This window comes from Novosphingobium aeonii, from assembly GCF_052279045.1.
In the GTDB taxonomy this organism is placed as follows: domain Bacteria; phylum Pseudomonadota; class Alphaproteobacteria; order Sphingomonadales; family Sphingomonadaceae; genus Novosphingobium.
Map to the genome: position 1 here is coordinate 1,203,459 of NZ_CP176832.1, position 17,258 is coordinate 1,220,716.

The window sequence follows — 17,258 nt, forward strand, 5'->3', positions numbered from 1 at the left end:
AAGGTTCGGCAATTCCCGGCGCGCCGGGTCAGGCGCCGAGGTCGGGCACCAGGTCCGATTCGCCTTCGCCCTCTTCGGCCATGTCCTGGATCTCCGCTTCCCCGCGCGCGCGCTGCTTGCGGGCCTTGCTGCGTTCGTAGAGCGTCTTTGCGGCAAGGCCGCCGATCACCAGCGCGGCGCCGGGGGCGGAGCCCATGGCGACACGGGCTATCGCGGTGTGGAGCATCGACTGGGCGAACGAGCGCCCGCGCAGGATGTCCTTGGCCTTCGCCGGGGTATAGCGCTTGCCGAGCAGCGCATGTTCGACCGCGCGGCGCGCGATGGCGGTGCCGCCGCGCAGGGCGATGTCGGCAATGGCAAGGTTGGTGGCGGTGTTCGGGCTGGGGCCGCGCAGGGTAACGGCCTTGTCGCGGGCCCTGGCAGCGGTGTTCTTCACCGCCGTTCCGGCCTTGCTCACACCGTTGCCGATGCCTTTTCCGACTTTCCGGGGAACAGTGGTGACGCCCATGGACCTTGCTTTCCCGGGCCTTGTCCCGCCCGCTTTACTTCTTCTTGCCGAAATCGACCGAAACGACGTTCGATCCGTCGTCGCTGGGAATAATGCGCGAGGCGACGTCGCGTTCCGTGGCCGAATCGTTCTCGGGGTGGCCGGCGAGATCGTCTTCGTCCTCGTCGTCCGTCACGGCCTGGAACTGGAGGCCGAAGTCCACCGCAGGGTCCACGAAGGCGGTGATCGCCGAGAAGGGGATCACCAGCTTGGACGGCATCTGGTTGAAGCTGAGGCTGACCGTGAAGCCATCTTCGCGCACCGCGAGATCCCAGAACTTGTTCTGGAGAACGATGGTCATTTCGTCGGGGAAGCGGGCTCTCAGCTCTCCGGGAACCGACACGCCGGGCGCACCCGTCTTGAAGGTTATGTAGAAGTGGTGAGTACCCGGAAGGACGCCGCCGGCGTCTTCGACCTGGCCAAGCACGCGGCCGACAACGGCGCGCAGGGCCTCCTGGACGATTTCGTCATAGGGGATCAGGCTGTCTGGTGTCGTATCGTTCATCGCGCCCTAGGTGCTCATGGTTCCTTGGTCGGTCAAGCGTGTTAAAGCGTAAAATAGCACGCCCCGGCGGGTTTTCCCTAGGTCGTTTCGGAAAAGGACGACCGAAGATTACCTCAGGAACGCTTTTCGCGCACACTTGGTGCCGGGTGGAATTGATTCCCCGGCGTACCGGGCTATAGGCCCATGCCATGCGCACCGCCTCGATCAACCGCAAGACTCACGAGACCGACATCGCCGTGGAGGTCAACCTCGACGGCACCGGAGCCTATCAGGTCTCCACCGGGATCGGTTTCCTCGATCACATGATCGAGCAGTTCAGCCGCCATTCGCTGATCGACATTACCTGCCGGATCAAGGGCGACCTTCACGTCGACCAGCATCATACGACCGAGGACAGTGCCATCGCCATCGGGCAGGCCATCAGCCAGGCGCTGGGCGACCGCGCCGGGATCGGCCGCTACGGCGACGTCCATTCGCCGATGGACGAGGCGCTGAGCCGCGTTTCGCTGGATATCTCGGGCCGCCCGTGGCTGGTCTGGAAGGCCGGTTTCACGCAGGAGAAGCTGGGCGAGTTCGACACCGAGATGGTCGAGCACTGGTTCCATTCGATTTCGCAGGCCGTGGGCATCACCCTGCATATCGAGCTTCTCTACGGCACCAACAATCACCATATCTGCGAGGGTATCTTCAAGGGCTTCGCGCGCGCCATGCGCAGCGCGGTGGAGCTCGATCCGCGCAAGGGCGGGGCAATCCCCTCGACCAAGGGCATTCTCGGACAGGACACGCTCTGATGGCCAGCTTCATCATCTCGCTTCGCTACACCGCTCCGATCGAGGACGTGGACGGCCTGCTGGCCGATCATGTCGCCTGGCTGCGGGCCAACCACGCCGAAGGCCGCTTCCTGGGCTGGGGCCGCAAGGTTCCGCGCGAAGGCGGCATCATTCTCGCCCGGGGCGACAGCATCAACGAAGTCGAGATCCTGGCCGCCAGCGATCCCTTCGTGGCGGGCGGGGTCGCCGAAGTCGAAGTGATCGAATGGGCGCACGGCTTCCTCGACGACAGCATCGCCGGTCTGGCCGGATGACCGGAGGCCGCCCGACCCTGGCGCTGATCGACTACGGCGCGGGCAACCTCTATTCGGTGGCCAACGCGCTGCGGGCGGCCGGAGCCGAGGACGTGGCGATCACCGCCGATCCCGCCGTGGTGCGCGCGGCGGACCGCATCGTCCTTCCCGGCGTGGGCTCGTTCCGCGCCTGCGCCGAAGGGCTCTGGGGCATTCCCGGCATGGTCGAGGCGATGGCCGAGCGGGTCCATGTCGGCGGGGCGCCGTTCCTCGGCATCTGCGTGGGCATGCAACTGCTCGCCACCCAGGGCCTCGAACACGGGGTGACGCGGGGGCTGGACTGGATCGGCGGGCAGGTCCGGATGATCGAGCGTACCGACCCCCACATCAAGATCCCGCACATGGGCTGGAACGATGTCCTGCTCGGCCGCAAGGACCCGGCGCAGGGGCTGATCGAGCCCGGCGAGGCCTATTTCCTGCACTCCTACCACTTCCAGCCCGATGACGGTGCGCATGTGGCGGCGATGACCGACCACGGCGGCGGCCTGGTGGCGGCGGTGGCGAAGGACAATGTCGTGGGCGTGCAGTTCCACCCCGAGAAGAGCCAGGCCTACGGCCTCGCGCTGCTGACCCGTTTCCTCGAATGGAAGCCCTAGAATCATGATCGTTTTTCCCGCCATCGACCTCAAGCAGGGTCAGGTCGTGCGTCTCGCCGAAGGCGATATGGACCGCGCCACCGTCTATGGCGACAATCCCGCCGCGCAGGCCATGCTCTTTGCCGAAGCGGGCTCGCAGCACCTGCATGTCGTCGATCTCGACGGTTCCTTCGCGGGTCGGGCCGAGAACCGCGAAGCGGTGGAAGCCATCCTCGAGGTGTTCCCCGGCCACGTCCAGCTTGGCGGCGGCATCCGCACGCCCGAGGCGGTGGCGGGCTGGTTCGACCTTGGCGTCAGCCGCGTGGTCATGGGCACGGCGGCGCTGAAGGACCCGCAGTTCGTCAAGGACATGGCGAAGGCCTATCCCGGCGGCATCGTCGTTGCCGTGGATGCGCGCGACGGCATGGTCGCCACCGAGGGCTGGGCCGAAGTCTCCGACGTCTCGATCGTCGACATGGCCCGCCGGTTCGAGGATGCGGGCGTGGCCTCGCTGCTGTTCACCGATATCGGCCGCGACGGGCTGCTCAAGGGCGTGAACATCGATGCCACCGTCGATCTTGCCCGCCGCACCGACCTGCCGGTCATCGCCAGCGGCGGGGTGAAGGGGCTGGACGACATCCGCCTGCTCTCGCTCCATGCGAACGACGGCATCGAGGGCGTCATCACCGGGCGCGCGCTTTACGACGGCCGGCTGGACCTTGCGGCGGCGATCGCCATGGCTGAAAAGGCGTGAACGAGAACCGCCTCGTCGCGGGTCTGGCGCTGGCCATCCTCGTGCCGGGCGCGGTCATGGCCCTGGGCGATTTTCGCAAGGGCAAGGCGCGCCTGATGCTGTTCAGCCGGGCACGCTCGAAAGTGGAAACCTCGCTGGCGGAAAATTCGCGCAAGTTCTGGGCCTACTCCGCCTTCAACCTCGCGGTATGCCTGATGGTCGGGGTGTTCTGCGTGCTGCTGTTCCTGAAGCCCGAGGAGTGAGCTCATGACCGTTCGTATCCGCGTCATCCCCTGCCTCGACGTTCGTGACGGGCGCGTGGTGAAAGGCGTGAACTTCGTCGATCTGGTCGACGCCGGCGATCCGGTGGAGCAGGCCCGCGCCTATGACGCGGCCGGGGCGGACGAGCTGTGCTTCCTTGACATTTCCGCCAGCCACGAAGGGCGCGGCACCCTGCTCGACGTCGTGCAGCGCACCGCAGAGGTCTGCTTCATGCCGCTGACCGTCGGCGGCGGCGTGCGCACGGCCGAGGATGCCCGTGCGCTGCTGCTGGCCGGGGCGGACAAGGTGGCGGTCAATTCCGCCGCCGTCTCGCGGCCCGAAGTCGTGGCCGACATTGCCGAGAAGTTCGGTTCGCAATGCATCGTCGCCTCGGTCGATGCGCGCAAGGTCGCGCCCGGCAAGTGGGAGATCTTCACGCACGGCGGCCGCAAGGCCACCGGGATCGACGCGCTGGAACATGCGGTGAAACTGGCCGACTACGGCGCGGGCGAACTGCTCGTCACCTCGATGGACGGAGACGGCACGCAGAACGGCTACGACCTCGAACTGACCCGCCTCATCGCCGAGAGCGTCTCGGTGCCGGTGATCGCCAGCGGCGGCGTCGGCAATCTCGACCACCTCGTGGCGGGCGTGACCGAAGGCAGGGCCAGTGCGGTGCTGGCGGCTTCGATCTTCCACTTCGGCAAGCACTCGATCGCGGAAGCCCACGCGGCGCTGCGCTCGGCAGGCCTGCCGGCGCGGGGGTAGGCATCCGCAGGGGGGCGGGCGCAGGCGGCCGGAATGTAGTTTCCCGCCGCCGCCTTTCCTCGAAACTTCCACCCGTTTCATTGCCCCGGATCGGGACACGCCCCGATCGCCCCTTGCAGCCCCGCGCCAAGGGTCCAAGGGTTCAGTCAAGTCATCCGCAGGAGCCTGTCGTGCATCACTACCGCTACCTGCCCGCCATGCTGGCGGTATTCCTCGCACCCGTTCCCGCGTTCGCGGCCGATGCCACGAGCCTGCCCGAGCCGAGCGGGCTGTTCCTGCTGGCGATGGGCGTCATCGGCGTGGCGGTGGGCCGCAGGCTGTCGTCGAAGCGCTCCGACTGAGGCGGCGGGGCCACGAAGTCTTGACCCCATCGCCCTTGCGCCGCATGGGCATGGCATGAGCAGCTCCGACACCCTCGCGCGCCTGGAGGCGACGATCGCCGCGCGCCGCGCCGCCGATCCCGAAAGCAGCTATGTCGCCCGGCTCAATGCCAAAGGGCTGGGCAAGATCGCGCAGAAGCTCGGCGAGGAAGCCACCGAAACGGTGATCGCCGCGCTGACCGAGGATGAAAAGGCGCTGGTCGGCGAGGCTTCGGACCTGATCTTCCACCTCATGGTCCTGCTGGGTGCCCGCGATGTGCCGCTGAGCGCTGTCCTGGCCGAACTGGATCGCCGCGAAGGCGTCTCGGGCATCGCCGAGAAGGCTGCTCGTCCCAGGGACTGAGGCCCAGTCCGGCCGCATTCGAAATCTTTCGGGAGAAACCGATGCCGATCGACCCCAAGCTGCCTTACGACGACAACAACATCTTCGCGAAGATCCTGCGCGGCGAACTGCCGTGCAGCAAGGTCTACGAGGACGAATTCGCGCTGGCCTTCAACGACATCCGCCCGCAGGCGCCGATTCATGTGCTGGTGATCCCCAAGGCGCCCTACGTTTCGTGGGACGATTTCACCGCCAAGGCCGGCGATGCGGAAATCGCGGGCTTCATGCGCGCGGTGGGCAACGTGACGCGCCAGCTCGAAATGGACGGGCCGGGATATCGGCTGATGGTGAACATGGGCACCAACGGCCATCAGGAAGTGCCGCATCTCCATGTCCACATCTTCGGCGGACGCCAGTTCTTCCAGATGATCGCGGAATAACGGCCGGGGGCGGCGGCAGCGCTGCGGAAATTCCGACAAGTCCGACGATTACGACGCAATTAACCGTCGGCTTGCCCGCACGCGCGGGATAACTGCGACGAGTGGATTGCACTGCCGGCCTCGCCCGCTACACAACCTGACGGCATGAGCAGCGATCCTCTTCCTCCCAGCGGCGTCCTCGACGGTCCGGTCCACCGCTATGCGCTTCGCGTGTTCTACGAGGACACCGACGCGGGCGGCGTGGTCTATCACGCCAACTACATCCGCTGGTTCGAACGGGCCCGTTCCGACCTTCTCGACCTTCTCGGCATCGACCAGCGCGCCGCGCTGGAATCCGGGGAAGGGCTCTACACCGTGGCGGAAGTGAACATCCGCTACCTTTCGCCCGCGCGCCTGGGCGACGGGGTGGTGATCGATACCCATGCGCTGCAGGTCGGCCGGGTGAGCTGCACCCTTCGCCAGGTGGCCCGGCGCGGAGAAATCCGCCTTGCCGAGGCCACGGTAAAGGTCGGGTTCATCAGCCCTGAAGGACGACCGCGCAGACAGCCCGCCGACTGGCAACATGCTTTCGCCTCGCTCCTGGGTGAGCATCCGAAAGGACAAGAATGACGTTTGAAATGCTCGCCGCCGCCGTAACCATCGGCAGCGATTCCGATCACCTCAACCCGGTAAAGCTGTTCCTGCACGCCGATATCGTCGTGCAGGCGATCATGGCCGGGCTGATCCTGGCGAGCGTCTGGGTCTGGGCCATCATCATCAGCTTCATGCTGCGCATCGGCAGCCTCAACCGCAAGTGCGCGGATTACGAGGAAGGCTTCTGGGAGGCCCAGAACTTCGAGGCCTACCAGAAGGAACGCCGCCGCGGCGACGTGCCGATGGGCAAGGTCGCGGGCGCCGGTCTTGCCGAATGGCGCCGCAATGCCGCGATGCCCAAGTTCGATCCCGAAGGCGCGCGCGAGCGTATTGCCTTGGCCATGACCTCTTCGGTCGGCGAGGAAAGCGACATCATCTCGAACCGTTTGAACTTCCTGGCCACGGTGGGCTCGGTCGCGCCGTTCGTGGGCCTGTTCGGCACCGTCTGGGGCATCATGAACAGCTTCTTCCAGATCGGCCAGCAGCAGAATTCCTCGCTCGCGGTGGTTGCTCCCGGCATTTCGGAAGCCCTGTTCGCCACGGCCATCGGCCTGTTCGCGGCCATCCCGGCGGTCATCGCCTACAACCGCTTCTCGCACCGCGTGAACCTGTTCGAATCGCGCCTCCAGCGCTTTGCCGACCGTCTGCACTCCGCGCTCACCCGTGAGCTGGAGCAGCGCTGATGGGCATGGGCGTTTCCGGCGGCGGCAGGCGAGGTAGCCGGCGCAGCGGCGGGGGACGTACCCCCATGGCCGAAATCAACGTGACGCCGCTGGTCGACGTCATGCTGGTGCTGCTGATCATCTTCATGGTCACCGCGCCGCTGCTCAAGGCCGCGGTGCCGATCGAGCTGCCTGACAGCCGGGCCAAGGCGATGAGCGAGGAGCAGGACCAGATCACGATCACGGTCCAGCGCGACGGCACCGTCTACTACGAGGAAGCGGCGCTGGCGCCGGGCGAACTGGCAGAGCGTCTTGCATCGGTCCCCGCAGGCGCCGACGGCCGCAAGCCGCAAGTGACGCTGCGCGCCGACAAGGCGCTGGACTACGGCCGCGTCATGGACGTCATGGGCGAACTCAATCACGCCGGGTTCACGTCGATCTCGCTGGTGACGGGTGTCAGCAGCGGTTCAGGCGGCTGAGTTAGGCTGGCACGATGGCAATGCTGGGATTGCGCAAGGACGAGGGGCTGGGCCTCACCGTGGCGGTCGCGCTGCACCTCGGGGTGCTGGCGGTGATCATGCTGCGTCCGGCGCAGAACGAGGTGGTGAAGCCGCCCGAGCGTATCGAAGTGACGATCAGCGACGAAGTGGGGCTCACCTCGACCTCGCCCGATCCGAACAGCCAGGCCGCGCCCGACATCGCGCCCGAACTGGGCGAGGCCGCTCCGCCGCCGGCACCCGAGCCGGCGCCTGCCCCGGAACCCGCCCCGATCCAGCCCGCGCCGCTGCCGCCCCGGCCCCAACCGCCGAAGCCGCAGCCTGCTCCGGTGCCGCAACCCGCTCCGAGGCCCGCTCCGAGGCCCGCGCCGCCAAAGCCGGCCGAGAGGCCGAAGCCCGCGCCGAAGCCGGCTCCCAAGCCTGCGCCCGCTCCCGCGAAGCCCAAACCCGCGCCGGCAAAGCCTGCGCCTGCAAAGTCGGCGCCGTCCAAGGGCAGCGCTATCGACCGGATTGTCAGCAAGCCGGGCGCGGCGGACAGCAAGGCCACCACCCCGCCCAAGAAGGCGGGCGGCAGCCGCGTGGGAGCGGACTTCCTCGCCGGCGTTTCCGGCGCCACGGCCACGCAGGGCAAGGGCACTCCGGCCGCGGCGCTTGGCCCCGAGGTGAAGTCTGCGCTGTCCGGTGCGATCACCCGCCAGCTCAAGCCGCACTGGCAGGCGCCGCAGGGACCGGACGCCGAGGAACTGGTGACTTACCTTGCCTTCACGCTGAACAAGGATGGCAGCCTTGCCGGCAAGCCGACCGTTGTGCGCCAGACCGGCATAACCGACACCAACCGCAACCAGGCCGCCCGCCATGCGGAGCAGGCGATCCGCGCGGTGCAGCTTGCGGCGCCGTTCAACCTTCCCGATGAATACTTCGATGCGTGGAAGCGCGTATCGTCGTTCAAGTTCGACAAGAGGCTATCACAATGACCCACCGGACCTTTTCGACACGACTGCTTCCGCTGGCTCTCGTCTTCGCGCTGGCGGGCGCACCGCTTGCCGCGCAGAATGCGACGCCGGTCGCCATTCCCGGACCGCCCGCAGGGGCCGACATGGGTGTGCAGCCCGATGACGGCGGCCTGACCGGCTCGGTTTCCGACGAGAACGAGTGGCAGGATCTCGGCATCGCCATCACCACGTTCGCCACGGACGCCGACGTGCCGACCCGCACCAATGCCGGGTCCACCGCCGCGCTCGGCCGCGCGCTGTCGCAAGTGGTCGCCGCCGATCTCAAGAACAACGGCCTGTTCAAGCCCTCCGGCCCGGACGGTCTGCCGCAGCCCGCTTTCGGCCAGATCCAGTCGCCCGACTTCCCCACCTGGTCTGCCCGCAGCGCGGACATGCTGGTGCAGGGCTTCGTGCGCGCCAATCCCGACGGCGACCTGACCGTCGGCTGCTATCTCTACGATGTCGCCCTGAAGCAGCAACTCACCAAAGGCGGCTGGAAGGTGGGCGCCGGGGACTGGCGCCGCGCCGCGCACAAGTGCGCCGACATGGTCTATTCGCGCCTCTCGGGCGAAAGCCCGTTCTTCGATTCCAAGATCGCCTATATCGCCGAGACCGGTCCGAAGGACCACCGCATGAAGCGGCTGGCGATCATGGATTCGGACGGCGCCAACCACCGCTACCTAACCAGCGGCCAGTCGACCGCGCTCACCCCGCGCTATTCGCCGGACTATTCGAAGATCCTCTACCTGTCCTATCTCAACGGACAGCCGAGCATCTATGTCTACGATCTGGCCAGCAACACCCAGAAGCTGATCGCGCGCACCGGCAACCCGACGATGGCGCCGCGCTGGTCGCCGGACGGCAAGTGGGTGCTCTACTCGATGGCCTCGGGCGGCAACACCGACATCTACCGCATCTCCTCGGCCGGCGGCGGCACCCCGCAGCGCCTGACCAACACGCCGGGCATCTCGATCGGCGGGTCCTACTCGCCTGACGGCAACCAGATCGTGTTCGAAAGCGACCGCTCGGGCAACCAGCAGATCTACGTGATGAACGCGGACGGTTCGAACCAGCGCCGCATCAGCTTCTTCGGCGGCCGCTCCGCAACGCCCGAATGGAGTCCGCGCGGAGACCAGATCGCCTTCACGCACGTTGCCGGAAACTTGCGCATCGCGGTGATGAACCCGAACGGCGGCGGCATGCGCCACCTCACGGATTCGTGGCAGGACGAAGCGCCCACCTGGTCTCCGAACGGCCGCATCATCCAGTTCTTCCGCACCGCCAAGACGGCGGGAACGGCGTCGATCTGGCAGGTCGATCTTACCGGCCGCAACGAGCGCAGGCTGCCGACCCCGGTGGGCGCCTCGGACCCGGCCTGGGGCCCCGTTCGCCCCTGAGGCCAGCGATTATTGCAGCCTGAAGGAACGTCCCTGAAAAGGGGCGTTCGTTCAGGTTGACAGCATTTGAAATTATACGGAACTTCAACAATCGCAGGCCATTCATAATTGGCTGCGCACTTTAGGAGATTGCCTCATGCCTGCCCTCATGTCCCCCCGCCATGTGAAGACCGGATCGACAATGCTCCTCCTCGCCGGCGCGCTCGCCATGTCGGCGTGCGCATCGAAGGCGCCGAAGGAACTGCCGCCCGAGCCGGGCCCGGCAACCACCACCACTGGCCCCACCCAACCGAGCGGCCCGCAGGCCGGCAGCCAGGCGGACTTCCTCGCCCGCATGATGGGTTCGGACACCATCTATTTCCAGCTGAACGAGGACACCATCGATTCGGCCGACCAGGCAGCGCTTTCGAAGCAGGCCCAGTGGCTGCTTCAGTACCCCAACAAGCGCGCCACCATCGAAGGCCATGCCGACGAACGCGGCACCCGCGAATACAACCTCGCGCTGGGTGAGCGCCGCGCCAATGCGGCCAAGAACTACCTCATCAGTCTGGGCGTCGATGCCTCGCGCCTGAATACCGTGAGCTACGGCAAGGAGCGCCCGATCGCGCTCGGTTCGGACGAAGCGTCGTGGGCGCAGAACCGCCGCGCGGTTACCGTCACGATCGACTGATCGGGCGCGCTCCGGCGCAGCAAATCGGCCCGGTTCGCGTCAGCGAGCCGGGCTTTTTTGCATGCGGGGCAAGCCATACGCACTTGCATTGGCTTCGAGTCGGCAGGTATCGGCGTTCGAATGAGTCGCGCAGGTCGATCACAGGACTGGGGTTTCCCGCGCTGGCGCGGCTATGGCAGCTCGCACGAGGCTGCCCAGGTGCGCCTGTGCGATCGCCACGGCTGCACCGATCCGGGCAACTGCCCCGCGCCCAAGAGCCCCAACAGCCCCGACCGCTGGTACTTCTGCCAGAAGCATGCCGCCGAATACAACGCCGGGTGGGACTATTTCGCCGGTCTCGACGCCGAAGAAGCCGCCCGGCGCGAGCAGGACGAGCAGGCGCAGACATCGGGCTACAAGGAATCCTCGCACTACGGCTGGGCCGGTTCGGGCGACGGTTCGCGCAGCGGCGACGAACTGCGCGCGCTCGAAGCGCTGGGTCTCGACCCGGATGCCGAGTTCGATGCCGTGCGCAGGGCCTGGCGCGCCAAGGCCAAGGAAGTCCACCCCGACGTGCGCCCCAACGATCCCGAGGCGGCCAAGGCGTTCCAGACCTATCAGCTTGCCTACGAAGTCCTGCGCGCGGCGGAAGAACGCCGCGAGTGGAAGGGATGACGGGCGCCGCCCGCCCGGATTGACCGGGGCGCGGCGGCTGTTTCGCGGATCGATGCGATATTGCGGCCATGGCAGCCGCGCGGGTGGACATGCCCGGAGAACGGCTCCAAGAAGCTGCCACCCCCCGACCGCGCCCCAGGTCGTCCACCGAGAGTCGTGATGATATCCAGCCGCCTGTTGCCTCGCCGTGTCCGCGTCGTCCTGCGCCGCCACGGTCCCGAAGCGCTGGTCTGGCGGAGAAGGGTGGCGATCGTCGGCGGCGCCGTGCTGGTCGGGCTGGTGGCCCTGGTGTTCGCCGAAATGGCCGACCGGGCGAATGCGCTGTTCCATATCCTCGCGCGGGACTGGTGGTGGGCGCCGCTGCTGGCCACGCCCGCCGGATTTGCCGCCATCGCCTGGCTGACCCAGCGCTTCGCACCGCTGGCCAGAGGTTCGGGAATTCCGCAGGTCATGGCGGCCACGAAGAATCCCGAAGCGGCGATGTCGACGCTGGTTTCCGCGCGGGCCGCCATCGCCAAGTTCTTTCTGACCGTGGGCGGGCTGCTGGTCGGCGCTTCGGTCGGCCGCGAAGGGCCCACCGTCCAGATCGCCGCCGCCATCATGGGCCGCATGCACCGCATCTTGCGGGTGCCGCTGCGTTCGTCGGTCTATATCGCGGGCGGAGCGGCCGGCGTGGCGGCGGCGTTCAACACGCCGCTGGCGGGCGTCGCCTTTGCGATCGAGGAACTGGCCGCCGCTTACGAGCAGCGCATGACGCTGCTGGTCATGGCCGCAGTGCTCATCGCCGGCATGGTCAGCCTGGGCATCGCAGGCGATTACATCTACTTCGGCGCCATGCGGCAGACCCTTGGGTTCCAGCAGGCGCTTGTCGTGACGCCGGTTGCCGGAATCCTCGGCGGGATGGCGGGCGGCGGTTTCTCGCGGTTGATGCTGGCCTCGGGCACGAGCGCGATGCGCCCGATGGTCTGGCTGCGCGCGCGTCCGGTGCTGTTCGCTGCGGGCTGCGGTATCGTCGTCGCGGTCCTTGGCGTCTCGACCGGGCTGACCTGGGGGACCGGGTACGATACCGCCCATGGAATCATCGCCGGTCAGGACGTGCCCCTCTGGTTCGGCGCGGCGAAGTTCGCGACCACTCTGGCGACGGCGGTTTCCGGCATTCCCGGCGGCATTTTCGCCCCGTCGCTGTCCATCGGCGCCGGGATCGGTGACCTGCTGCGCGGCATCTTTCCCGACTATCCCCCCGGCGCGATCGTGCTTCTGGGCATGGTGGCCTATTTCACCGGCGTGGTCCGCGCGCCGTTGACGGCGGTCATCATCATCTCGGAGACGACGGCCAGTCGCGGGCTGATGATGCCCTTGCTGGCCGCCGCGCTGATCGGAGACTTTGCCGCACAGCTCGTGAGCAAGGAGAAGCTCTACCACGGGCTGTCGCAGCGCTTCCTGCAAAAGGGCGCCTGATCGCGGACCGCCCCGCGCCGCCGCCCGTCTCGCGGGCGGCCGTCCACACCGCATGACGGCCGCACAAACACAAAGGGCGCGCCTTGCGGCGCGCCCTTTGCGGTTTGCACCGGCCGAAGCCGATGCCTGAAGCCGATGCTTACTTGGGCGAAAGCACCATGAGCATCTGGCGGCCTTCCATGCGCGGATAAGCCTCGATCTTCGCGACGTCCGCGACATCTTCCTGCACGCGGCGCAGCAGGTTCATGCCGAGCTGCTGGTGCGAAAGTTCACGGCCACGGAAACGCAGGGTCACCTTCACCTTGTCGCCATCGCCGATGAAGCGCTGGATATTGCGCATCTTCACGTCATAGTCGTGATCGTCGATGTTCGGACGCATCTTGATCTCCTTGATCTCCTGCGTCTTCTGGGTCTTGCGCGCGGCATTGGCCTTTTTCTGGGCCTCATACCGGAACTTGCCGACATCCAGGAACTTGCACACCGGCGGGTCCGCGTTGGGCGAGACTTCGACCAGGTCAAGGCCGACTTCGGCCGCCTGCTCGATCGCCTGGCGCGTGTACATCACGCCGATGTTCTCGCCGTTTTCGTCGATCACGCGGACCTTGTCCGACTGGATCATGTTATTGTAGCGCGGTCCGCTCTTGACCGGTGGCGTCATCATGCGCCGGGGTGGGGGTGCTATAAGCGTTCTCCTGAATCGTTTCTGTCGCTAGGCGAGTGCGGGGTCATTAATGCGAATCGCGTCCGCACGCAAAGCACGATTTCACGCAAATTCTACAGGACGCCCGGGCCGTGTGAAACGGCCGACCTGCAATATAGGGTGTCAGGCTGCGGATCGCCATAGGGGGTAGCGCAGAAGCTGGTCCTTCGCGGCCACCAGTGCGTCTATTTCCCGTGCCGGTTGCAGCGCTTTCAGGATAGCCGGATCGGCCGCGTCCATGCCGCCGGTGAGCGCGCCGAAAGCGGGCAGGATCAGGCGGTTGCCGCTATGCACCACGCAGGGGCGGGCGATGCGGCGGCCCCTTGCGTGAACCACCAGACGGGGGTGGAAATGGCCGGAAAGCTCGGGTTCGGTGGTTCCCGGCAGGGCTTCATGGCGCAGCATGATTCCTTCCACGGCGATCTCCTCCACCCGCGTGCCGCCGGCTTCGCTGCCGAGGTGCGGATCGTGGTTGCCGGTGATCCACACCCAGTCCAGCGCGCGGGTCAGCGCCGACAGCATCCCGGCGGCGTGCGGTTCGAGCCGCTCCGTTCCCTTGCTGTCATGAAAGTTGTCCCCAAGCGCAAAGACCCGCCGGGCGCCTGTCTGCCGCACGGCAAGGGCAAGGCGCTCCAGCGTTTCGCGGCTGTCATACGGGGGGAGCATCTGCCCGCCCCTGGCATAATAGCTGGCCTTTTCGAGGTGCAGGTCGGCAACGAGCAGGGCCTGTTCGCGCGGCCAGTAGAGCGCCGCGCCGCGTCCGGCCGCGAATCCCGCCGGCGTGGGGACCAGACGCAATTCCTGCGTGCAGAACGAAAAGGGAACCATGGCTTTCCCTTGCCGCAGGCCGCGCGATTTGGCAAGCGCCCCGGCTGAAGAGGAGATGCGATGACCGACTGGACCGCCCAAACCGAACGTGCCCGTGACTGGTTCGAAACCCTGCGCGACCGGATCTGCGCCGAGTTCGAGGCGATTGAGCGCGAGGCGGGCTCGCCGGCGTCCTTCGGCTATACCCCGTGGCAGCGCGCGGCGGTGGAAGGCGGCGAAGCCGGGGAGACCGGCGGCGGCACGCGCGGCCTGATGAAGGGCAGGGTCTTCGAGAAGGTGGGCGTCAACGTCTCCACCGTCGTCGGCTCGCTGGCGAAGGATTTCGCGGGAACCATCAACGGCGCGTCTGCCGAACAGAACGCCTTTTCCGCCACCGGCATCAGCCTGGTTGCGCACATGGCCAATCCGCATGTTCCCGCGGTGCACATGAACACCCGCTTCCTGACGACCACCAGGGCGTGGTTCGGCGGCGGCGCCGACCTCAATCCGCCGCTGCCCTACGACGAGGACACGGCCGAGTTCCACGCCGAGCTCAAGGCCGCCTGCGACGCGCACGGAGTGGACTATTACGACCGCTACAAGGCGTGGGCGGACGAATATTTCTACATCCCGCACCGCAAGGTCCATCGCGGCGTCGGCGGCATCTTCTACGATCACCTCGAATGCGCGGACGAAGCGGCATGGGAGGCGAACTTCGCCTATACCCGCGCGGTGGGCGAGGCGTTCCTCGCGGTGTTCCCGCGCCTTGTGCGGCGGCGCATGGGCATGGCGTTCACGCCAGCCGACAAGGTGCGCCAGCTCGAATGGCGCGGCCGCTATGCCGAATTCAACCTCGTCTACGACCGGGGCACCCTGTTCGGGCTCAAGACCGGCGGCAATATCGACGCGATCCTGATGAGCCTGCCGCCCGAGGCGAGCTGGAGTTGAAGCGGGCCGGAAGATCGAGCGCGCTTTTCTGGAACGGGGCGTGAGGTTTTCGTCGATGGACAGGGGGCAATTCGCTCGCGGATAGAAGGGCTTCCTTCTCCGGCCGATCCGGCCGGGACAGCTCCCGCGAGTATGGCATGAACCTGAGCAGACGTACCCTCGTGCAGGCGGCCCTCTGCGCGCCCGCGTTTTACGGATCGGGCGCGGCGCGCGCGCTGGCCGCGCCGCCTGCGCAGGACATGGCCGCCTTCATCGCCGCGATGCCCAAGGCGGAATATCACGTCCATCTCGAAGGCACGCTGGAAGCGGAGATGAAGTTCGCGCTGGCGCAGCGCAACGGCTTGAAGCTGCCCTATGCCGATGTCGCGGCGATGAAGCGCAGCTATGTCTATCACGACCTGCCGAGCTTCCTGGCGATCTACTATGACGGCATGAACGTCCTGCTGAAGGATCAGGATTTCTACGACCTCGCTTACGCCTATCTGGCCAAGGCCCATTCGCAGAACGTGCTCTATGCCGAGATGTTCTTCGATCCCCAGCAGCATATCGACCGGGGCATCCCCGTAGAGGCCGTGATCGGCGGGATCACTCGGGCGCGGGCCGATGCGCAGGCGAAGCTCGGCATCGAATCCCAGCTCATCCTCTGCTTCATGCGCGACCTGACGGCGGACAATGCGATGAAGGCGCTCGATGCGGCGCTGCCTTACCGGGACAGTCTGGTCGGCGTCGGCCTCGATTCCGACGAGAAGGATAATCCGCCGGGCAAGTTCGCGGCCCATTTCGCCAAGGCACGCGCGGCGGGGCTCCATGTCACGGCCCATTGCGACGTCAACCAGAAGGACACGCTGGACCACATCCGCGAGGCGCTGGTCGATCTCGCGGTCGACCGGATCGATCATGGCGGCAACATCCTGCAATCGCCCGAACTCATGGCCATCGCCAGGAAGCGGGACGTGACCTTCACGGTCTGCCCGACCTTCTCGGGCCAGATCATGGTGGCGGGCAAGCCGGTGGACGTGGTGCGCGGCATGCTGGACCAGGGCCTGAAAGTCACGATCAACTCTGACGATCCGGCCTACATGGGCAGCGAATACGTGAACGAAGTGCTGGTAAAGGCACAGGCGCGCAGCAACCTGACCAAAGCGGAACTCGTCCGGATAGAACGCAATGCCTTCGACACCGCGTGGATCGCGCCGGAGCGCCGCGCGCGGTTCCAGGCCCGGCTCGGCGATTTCGCGCGGGAATGGGGCGCTGCCTGACGCGGTTGTGGCAATGCCGGGCACATCGCTGTAGGTGGCGCGCGAAAGCTCAGACAGTTCAGGTAGAGGCATGGCCCGCAAATATTCGAAACACGGCCCTTACGACGACGTGCAGGACGAGGAAGAGGAAGCGCCGCCGCCGGTGCCATGCTGGCTCTGCGGCCGCCCCACCGGCAAGACCATCGTCTGGCACCACCCGGTTCCCAAGAGCCGTGGCGGGCGCGATGTCGTGCCGATGCACTCGATTTGCCAGCAGACGCTGATCGCCAACTTCACCAATTCCGAGCTTCAGCGCCACGGGATGGACGTGCAGGGGCTGCTGGACAATCCCAGCGTGCGCAAGTTCGTGGACTGGGTGGCGAACAAGGACCCGGACTTCACCGCGACCATCACCAAGAAGCGCCGCTGACCCGGTAGCCGATCCTGCAAACATGGCTTGATCTCGCCGCCGTCAGGGTGCCAGATGAAGCCATGCAGGAACACACTCGCGCGATGATCGCCGCCGCCGCCTTTGCCTTCCTTACCGGAAAGAAGGTGGGGGGCCTTTACGATCACTCGGCCGGACGCGATCGGCGGATCGCCGCCGAATCCCGCGGCGACCAGTTGCAGGGGTTCGACGGCGATCGCGGCGCGAAGTTCGGCGGCACCCTTCCTGAAATCCGCGATGCCGCAGATGGCGCTTTCATCTCGTTCGAGGTCGAAGGCGCGAAAGTGCGCGGGTTCGACCGGGGATCCTCGCAGTTCTACGAGGCGCAAGTGGCCGACGGGCTCGTGCAGGTCTACGACCATGGATCGGCCGCCTGGTTCGTCTATGACGTGCAGGACGCGGATGCCGCGCAAAGCTATCACCGCGGCGCGGAGGCCTGACGCCACCTGTGCGCCGGGCGCAAAGCTGAAACGCCCCGCAGCCTCCTAATCGACCGTAGC

General features: G+C 66.6%; 25 protein-coding genes. 21 read left to right on the forward strand and 4 right to left on the reverse strand.

The features are described 5' to 3' along the window. Positions 1-28: 28 nt before the first annotated feature. A complete protein-coding gene (locus ACLIMP_RS06050; protein WP_185998000.1) occupies positions 29-508 on the reverse strand; it encodes a hypothetical protein in 480 nt (159 codons plus the stop codon). Positions 509-542: 34 nt separating this feature from the next. After that, on the reverse strand, positions 543-1,052 hold the full coding sequence (locus tag ACLIMP_RS06055; protein ID WP_054436472.1) for an SspB family protein: 510 nt from the start codon (positions 1,050-1,052) through the stop codon (positions 543-545). A gap of 188 nt (positions 1,053-1,240) precedes the next feature. Between ACLIMP_RS06055 and hisB the strand changes: the two genes are divergently transcribed. The 17 genes from hisB (at position 1,241) to ACLIMP_RS06140 (ending at position 12,617) form a co-directional block, all read left to right on the forward strand. Further along, positions 1,241-1,843: an imidazoleglycerol-phosphate dehydratase HisB gene (gene hisB / locus ACLIMP_RS06060; RefSeq protein WP_324698189.1), complete on the forward strand. Its 603-nt coding sequence runs from the start codon at positions 1,241-1,243 to the stop codon at positions 1,841-1,843. Continuing rightward, a complete protein-coding gene (locus ACLIMP_RS06065) occupies positions 1,843-2,136 on the forward strand; it encodes a YciI family protein (protein ID WP_054436470.1) in 294 nt (97 codons plus the stop codon). The genes hisB and ACLIMP_RS06065 overlap by 1 nt, the downstream gene beginning before the upstream one ends. Then, positions 2,133-2,771 (forward strand): imidazole glycerol phosphate synthase subunit HisH, encoded by a 639-nt coding sequence (gene hisH / locus ACLIMP_RS06070; protein ID WP_054436469.1) that lies wholly within the window; start codon positions 2,133-2,135, stop codon positions 2,769-2,771. The genes ACLIMP_RS06065 and hisH overlap by 4 nt, the downstream gene beginning before the upstream one ends. 4 nt (positions 2,772-2,775) lie before the next feature. After that, positions 2,776-3,504 carry a 1-(5-phosphoribosyl)-5-[(5-phosphoribosylamino)methylideneamino]imidazole-4-carboxamide isomerase gene (hisA, locus tag ACLIMP_RS06075; RefSeq protein WP_054436468.1) on the forward strand — a complete coding sequence of 243 codons (729 nt, stop codon included), beginning with the start codon at positions 2,776-2,778 and terminating at the stop codon, positions 3,502-3,504. After that, positions 3,501-3,746 (forward strand): hypothetical protein, encoded by a 246-nt coding sequence (locus ACLIMP_RS06080; protein ID WP_054436467.1) that lies wholly within the window; start codon positions 3,501-3,503, stop codon positions 3,744-3,746. Before hisA ends, ACLIMP_RS06080 begins: the two co-directional genes overlap by 4 nt. Before the next feature lie 4 nt (positions 3,747-3,750). Next, positions 3,751-4,512 carry an imidazole glycerol phosphate synthase subunit HisF gene (hisF, locus tag ACLIMP_RS06085; RefSeq protein ID WP_132469913.1) on the forward strand — a complete coding sequence of 254 codons (762 nt, stop codon included), beginning with the start codon at positions 3,751-3,753 and terminating at the stop codon, positions 4,510-4,512. A gap of 170 nt (positions 4,513-4,682) precedes the next feature. Next, the gene (locus tag ACLIMP_RS06090; protein WP_292637113.1) at positions 4,683-4,853 is read left to right on the forward strand and encodes a PEP-CTERM sorting domain-containing protein; all 171 of its coding nucleotides are present in this window, start codon (positions 4,683-4,685) and stop codon (positions 4,851-4,853) included. A gap of 55 nt (positions 4,854-4,908) precedes the next feature. Beyond that, positions 4,909-5,235, forward strand: coding sequence for a phosphoribosyl-ATP diphosphatase (locus ACLIMP_RS06095; RefSeq protein ID WP_324698195.1), 327 nt, complete (start codon positions 4,909-4,911; stop codon positions 5,233-5,235). A 41-nt stretch (positions 5,236-5,276) separates the two neighbouring features. After that, positions 5,277-5,654, forward strand: a complete 378-nt coding sequence (locus ACLIMP_RS06100; protein WP_054436465.1) for a histidine triad nucleotide-binding protein — start codon at positions 5,277-5,279, stop codon at positions 5,652-5,654. Positions 5,655-5,798: 144 nt separating this feature from the next. Then, complete coding sequence (locus tag ACLIMP_RS06105) at positions 5,799-6,263, forward strand: YbgC/FadM family acyl-CoA thioesterase (protein WP_185997997.1); 465 nt, start codon at positions 5,799-5,801, stop codon at positions 6,261-6,263. Beyond that, positions 6,260-6,970 (forward strand): protein TolQ, encoded by a 711-nt coding sequence (gene tolQ / locus ACLIMP_RS06110; protein ID WP_132469911.1) that lies wholly within the window; start codon positions 6,260-6,262, stop codon positions 6,968-6,970. The genes ACLIMP_RS06105 and tolQ overlap by 4 nt, the downstream gene beginning before the upstream one ends. Continuing rightward, positions 6,970-7,428 carry an ExbD/TolR family protein gene (locus ACLIMP_RS06115; RefSeq protein WP_054436464.1) on the forward strand — a complete coding sequence of 153 codons (459 nt, stop codon included), beginning with the start codon at positions 6,970-6,972 and terminating at the stop codon, positions 7,426-7,428. The genes tolQ and ACLIMP_RS06115 overlap by 1 nt, the downstream gene beginning before the upstream one ends. A gap of 14 nt (positions 7,429-7,442) precedes the next feature. Beyond that, positions 7,443-8,420, forward strand: coding sequence for a UCP034077 family protein (locus ACLIMP_RS06120; protein WP_324698200.1), 978 nt, complete (start codon positions 7,443-7,445; stop codon positions 8,418-8,420). Then, positions 8,417-9,835 carry a Tol-Pal system beta propeller repeat protein TolB gene (gene tolB / locus ACLIMP_RS06125; protein WP_185997995.1) on the forward strand — a complete coding sequence of 473 codons (1,419 nt, stop codon included), beginning with the start codon at positions 8,417-8,419 and terminating at the stop codon, positions 9,833-9,835. The genes ACLIMP_RS06120 and tolB overlap by 4 nt, the downstream gene beginning before the upstream one ends. A gap of 136 nt (positions 9,836-9,971) precedes the next feature. After that, positions 9,972-10,505 (forward strand): peptidoglycan-associated lipoprotein Pal, encoded by a 534-nt coding sequence (gene pal / locus ACLIMP_RS06130; protein ID WP_231635780.1) that lies wholly within the window; start codon positions 9,972-9,974, stop codon positions 10,503-10,505. Between the two features lie 120 nt (positions 10,506-10,625). After that, positions 10,626-11,159 carry a J domain-containing protein gene (locus tag ACLIMP_RS06135; protein ID WP_132469909.1) on the forward strand — a complete coding sequence of 178 codons (534 nt, stop codon included), beginning with the start codon at positions 10,626-10,628 and terminating at the stop codon, positions 11,157-11,159. 159 nt (positions 11,160-11,318) lie between these two features. After that, positions 11,319-12,617, forward strand: coding sequence for a chloride channel protein (locus ACLIMP_RS06140; protein ID WP_324698203.1), 1,299 nt, complete (start codon positions 11,319-11,321; stop codon positions 12,615-12,617). 139 nt (positions 12,618-12,756) lie between these two features. Here ACLIMP_RS06140 and infC read toward each other — a convergent pair whose 3' ends face one another. Together infC and pdeM are read right to left on the reverse strand one after the other, a co-directional pair. Further along, positions 12,757-13,278 (reverse strand): translation initiation factor IF-3, encoded by a 522-nt coding sequence (gene infC / locus ACLIMP_RS06145; protein ID WP_054436461.1) that lies wholly within the window; start codon positions 13,276-13,278, stop codon positions 12,757-12,759. A gap of 162 nt (positions 13,279-13,440) precedes the next feature. Then, on the reverse strand, positions 13,441-14,145 hold the full coding sequence (gene pdeM, locus ACLIMP_RS06150; RefSeq protein ID WP_185997993.1) for a ligase-associated DNA damage response endonuclease PdeM: 705 nt from the start codon (positions 14,143-14,145) through the stop codon (positions 13,441-13,443). Between the two features lie 60 nt (positions 14,146-14,205). Here pdeM and hemF point away from each other — a divergent pair, with 60 nt between their 5' ends. The 4 genes from hemF (at position 14,206) to ACLIMP_RS06170 (ending at position 17,198) form a co-directional block, all read left to right on the forward strand. Then, positions 14,206-15,072: an oxygen-dependent coproporphyrinogen oxidase gene (gene hemF, locus ACLIMP_RS06155; RefSeq protein ID WP_324698206.1), complete on the forward strand. Its 867-nt coding sequence runs from the start codon at positions 14,206-14,208 to the stop codon at positions 15,070-15,072. Positions 15,073-15,209: 137 nt separating this feature from the next. Beyond that, entirely contained in the window at positions 15,210-16,331 is a 1,122-nt protein-coding gene (add, locus tag ACLIMP_RS06160) for an adenosine deaminase (protein WP_324698208.1), read from the forward strand. Positions 16,332-16,401: 70 nt separating this feature from the next. Further along, entirely contained in the window at positions 16,402-16,740 is a 339-nt protein-coding gene (locus ACLIMP_RS06165) for a hypothetical protein (protein ID WP_054436458.1), read from the forward strand. A gap of 62 nt (positions 16,741-16,802) precedes the next feature. Next, positions 16,803-17,198 carry a hypothetical protein gene (locus tag ACLIMP_RS06170; RefSeq protein ID WP_324698211.1) on the forward strand — a complete coding sequence of 132 codons (396 nt, stop codon included), beginning with the start codon at positions 16,803-16,805 and terminating at the stop codon, positions 17,196-17,198. Positions 17,199-17,258: the final 60 nt, after the last annotated feature.

What these genes read in the sequence shown, in the direction of transcription:
- ACLIMP_RS06165 (WP_054436458.1), top strand. Translation starts at nt 16,402, where the DNA reads ATGGCCCGCAAATATTCGAAACACGGCCCTTACGACGACGTGCAGGAC.
- ACLIMP_RS06065 (WP_054436470.1), top strand. Translation starts at nt 1,843, where the DNA reads ATGGCCAGCTTCATCATCTCGCTTCGCTACACCGCTCCGATCGAGGAC.
- hemF (WP_324698206.1), top strand. Translation starts at nt 14,206, where the DNA reads ATGACCGACTGGACCGCCCAAACCGAACGTGCCCGTGACTGGTTCGAA.
- tolB (WP_185997995.1), top strand. Translation starts at nt 8,417, where the DNA reads ATGACCCACCGGACCTTTTCGACACGACTGCTTCCGCTGGCTCTCGTC.
- ACLIMP_RS06095 (WP_324698195.1), top strand. Translation starts at nt 4,909, where the DNA reads ATGAGCAGCTCCGACACCCTCGCGCGCCTGGAGGCGACGATCGCCGCG.
- ACLIMP_RS06055 (WP_054436472.1), bottom strand. Translation starts at nt 1,052, where the DNA reads ATGAACGATACGACACCAGACAGCCTGATCCCCTATGACGAAATCGTC.
- hisA (WP_054436468.1), top strand. Translation starts at nt 2,776, where the DNA reads ATGATCGTTTTTCCCGCCATCGACCTCAAGCAGGGTCAGGTCGTGCGT.
- ACLIMP_RS06135 (WP_132469909.1), top strand. Translation starts at nt 10,626, where the DNA reads ATGAGTCGCGCAGGTCGATCACAGGACTGGGGTTTCCCGCGCTGGCGC.
- hisF (WP_132469913.1), top strand. Translation starts at nt 3,751, where the DNA reads ATGACCGTTCGTATCCGCGTCATCCCCTGCCTCGACGTTCGTGACGGG.
- pdeM (WP_185997993.1), bottom strand. Translation starts at nt 14,145, where the DNA reads ATGGTTCCCTTTTCGTTCTGCACGCAGGAATTGCGTCTGGTCCCCACG.
- infC (WP_054436461.1), bottom strand. Translation starts at nt 13,278, where the DNA reads ATGATGACGCCACCGGTCAAGAGCGGACCGCGCTACAATAACATGATC.
- hisB (WP_324698189.1), top strand. Translation starts at nt 1,241, where the DNA reads ATGCGCACCGCCTCGATCAACCGCAAGACTCACGAGACCGACATCGCC.
- ACLIMP_RS06105 (WP_185997997.1), top strand. Translation starts at nt 5,799, where the DNA reads ATGAGCAGCGATCCTCTTCCTCCCAGCGGCGTCCTCGACGGTCCGGTC.
- ACLIMP_RS06120 (WP_324698200.1), top strand. Translation starts at nt 7,443, where the DNA reads ATGGCAATGCTGGGATTGCGCAAGGACGAGGGGCTGGGCCTCACCGTG.
- hisH (WP_054436469.1), top strand. Translation starts at nt 2,133, where the DNA reads ATGACCGGAGGCCGCCCGACCCTGGCGCTGATCGACTACGGCGCGGGC.
- ACLIMP_RS06170 (WP_324698211.1), top strand. Translation starts at nt 16,803, where the DNA reads ATGCAGGAACACACTCGCGCGATGATCGCCGCCGCCGCCTTTGCCTTC.
- add (WP_324698208.1), top strand. Translation starts at nt 15,210, where the DNA reads ATGAACCTGAGCAGACGTACCCTCGTGCAGGCGGCCCTCTGCGCGCCC.
- ACLIMP_RS06115 (WP_054436464.1), top strand. Translation starts at nt 6,970, where the DNA reads ATGGGCATGGGCGTTTCCGGCGGCGGCAGGCGAGGTAGCCGGCGCAGC.
- tolQ (WP_132469911.1), top strand. Translation starts at nt 6,260, where the DNA reads ATGACGTTTGAAATGCTCGCCGCCGCCGTAACCATCGGCAGCGATTCC.
- ACLIMP_RS06140 (WP_324698203.1), top strand. Translation starts at nt 11,319, where the DNA reads ATGATATCCAGCCGCCTGTTGCCTCGCCGTGTCCGCGTCGTCCTGCGC.
- ACLIMP_RS06050 (WP_185998000.1), bottom strand. Translation starts at nt 508, where the DNA reads ATGGGCGTCACCACTGTTCCCCGGAAAGTCGGAAAAGGCATCGGCAAC.
- pal (WP_231635780.1), top strand. Translation starts at nt 9,972, where the DNA reads ATGCCTGCCCTCATGTCCCCCCGCCATGTGAAGACCGGATCGACAATG.
- ACLIMP_RS06100 (WP_054436465.1), top strand. Translation starts at nt 5,277, where the DNA reads ATGCCGATCGACCCCAAGCTGCCTTACGACGACAACAACATCTTCGCG.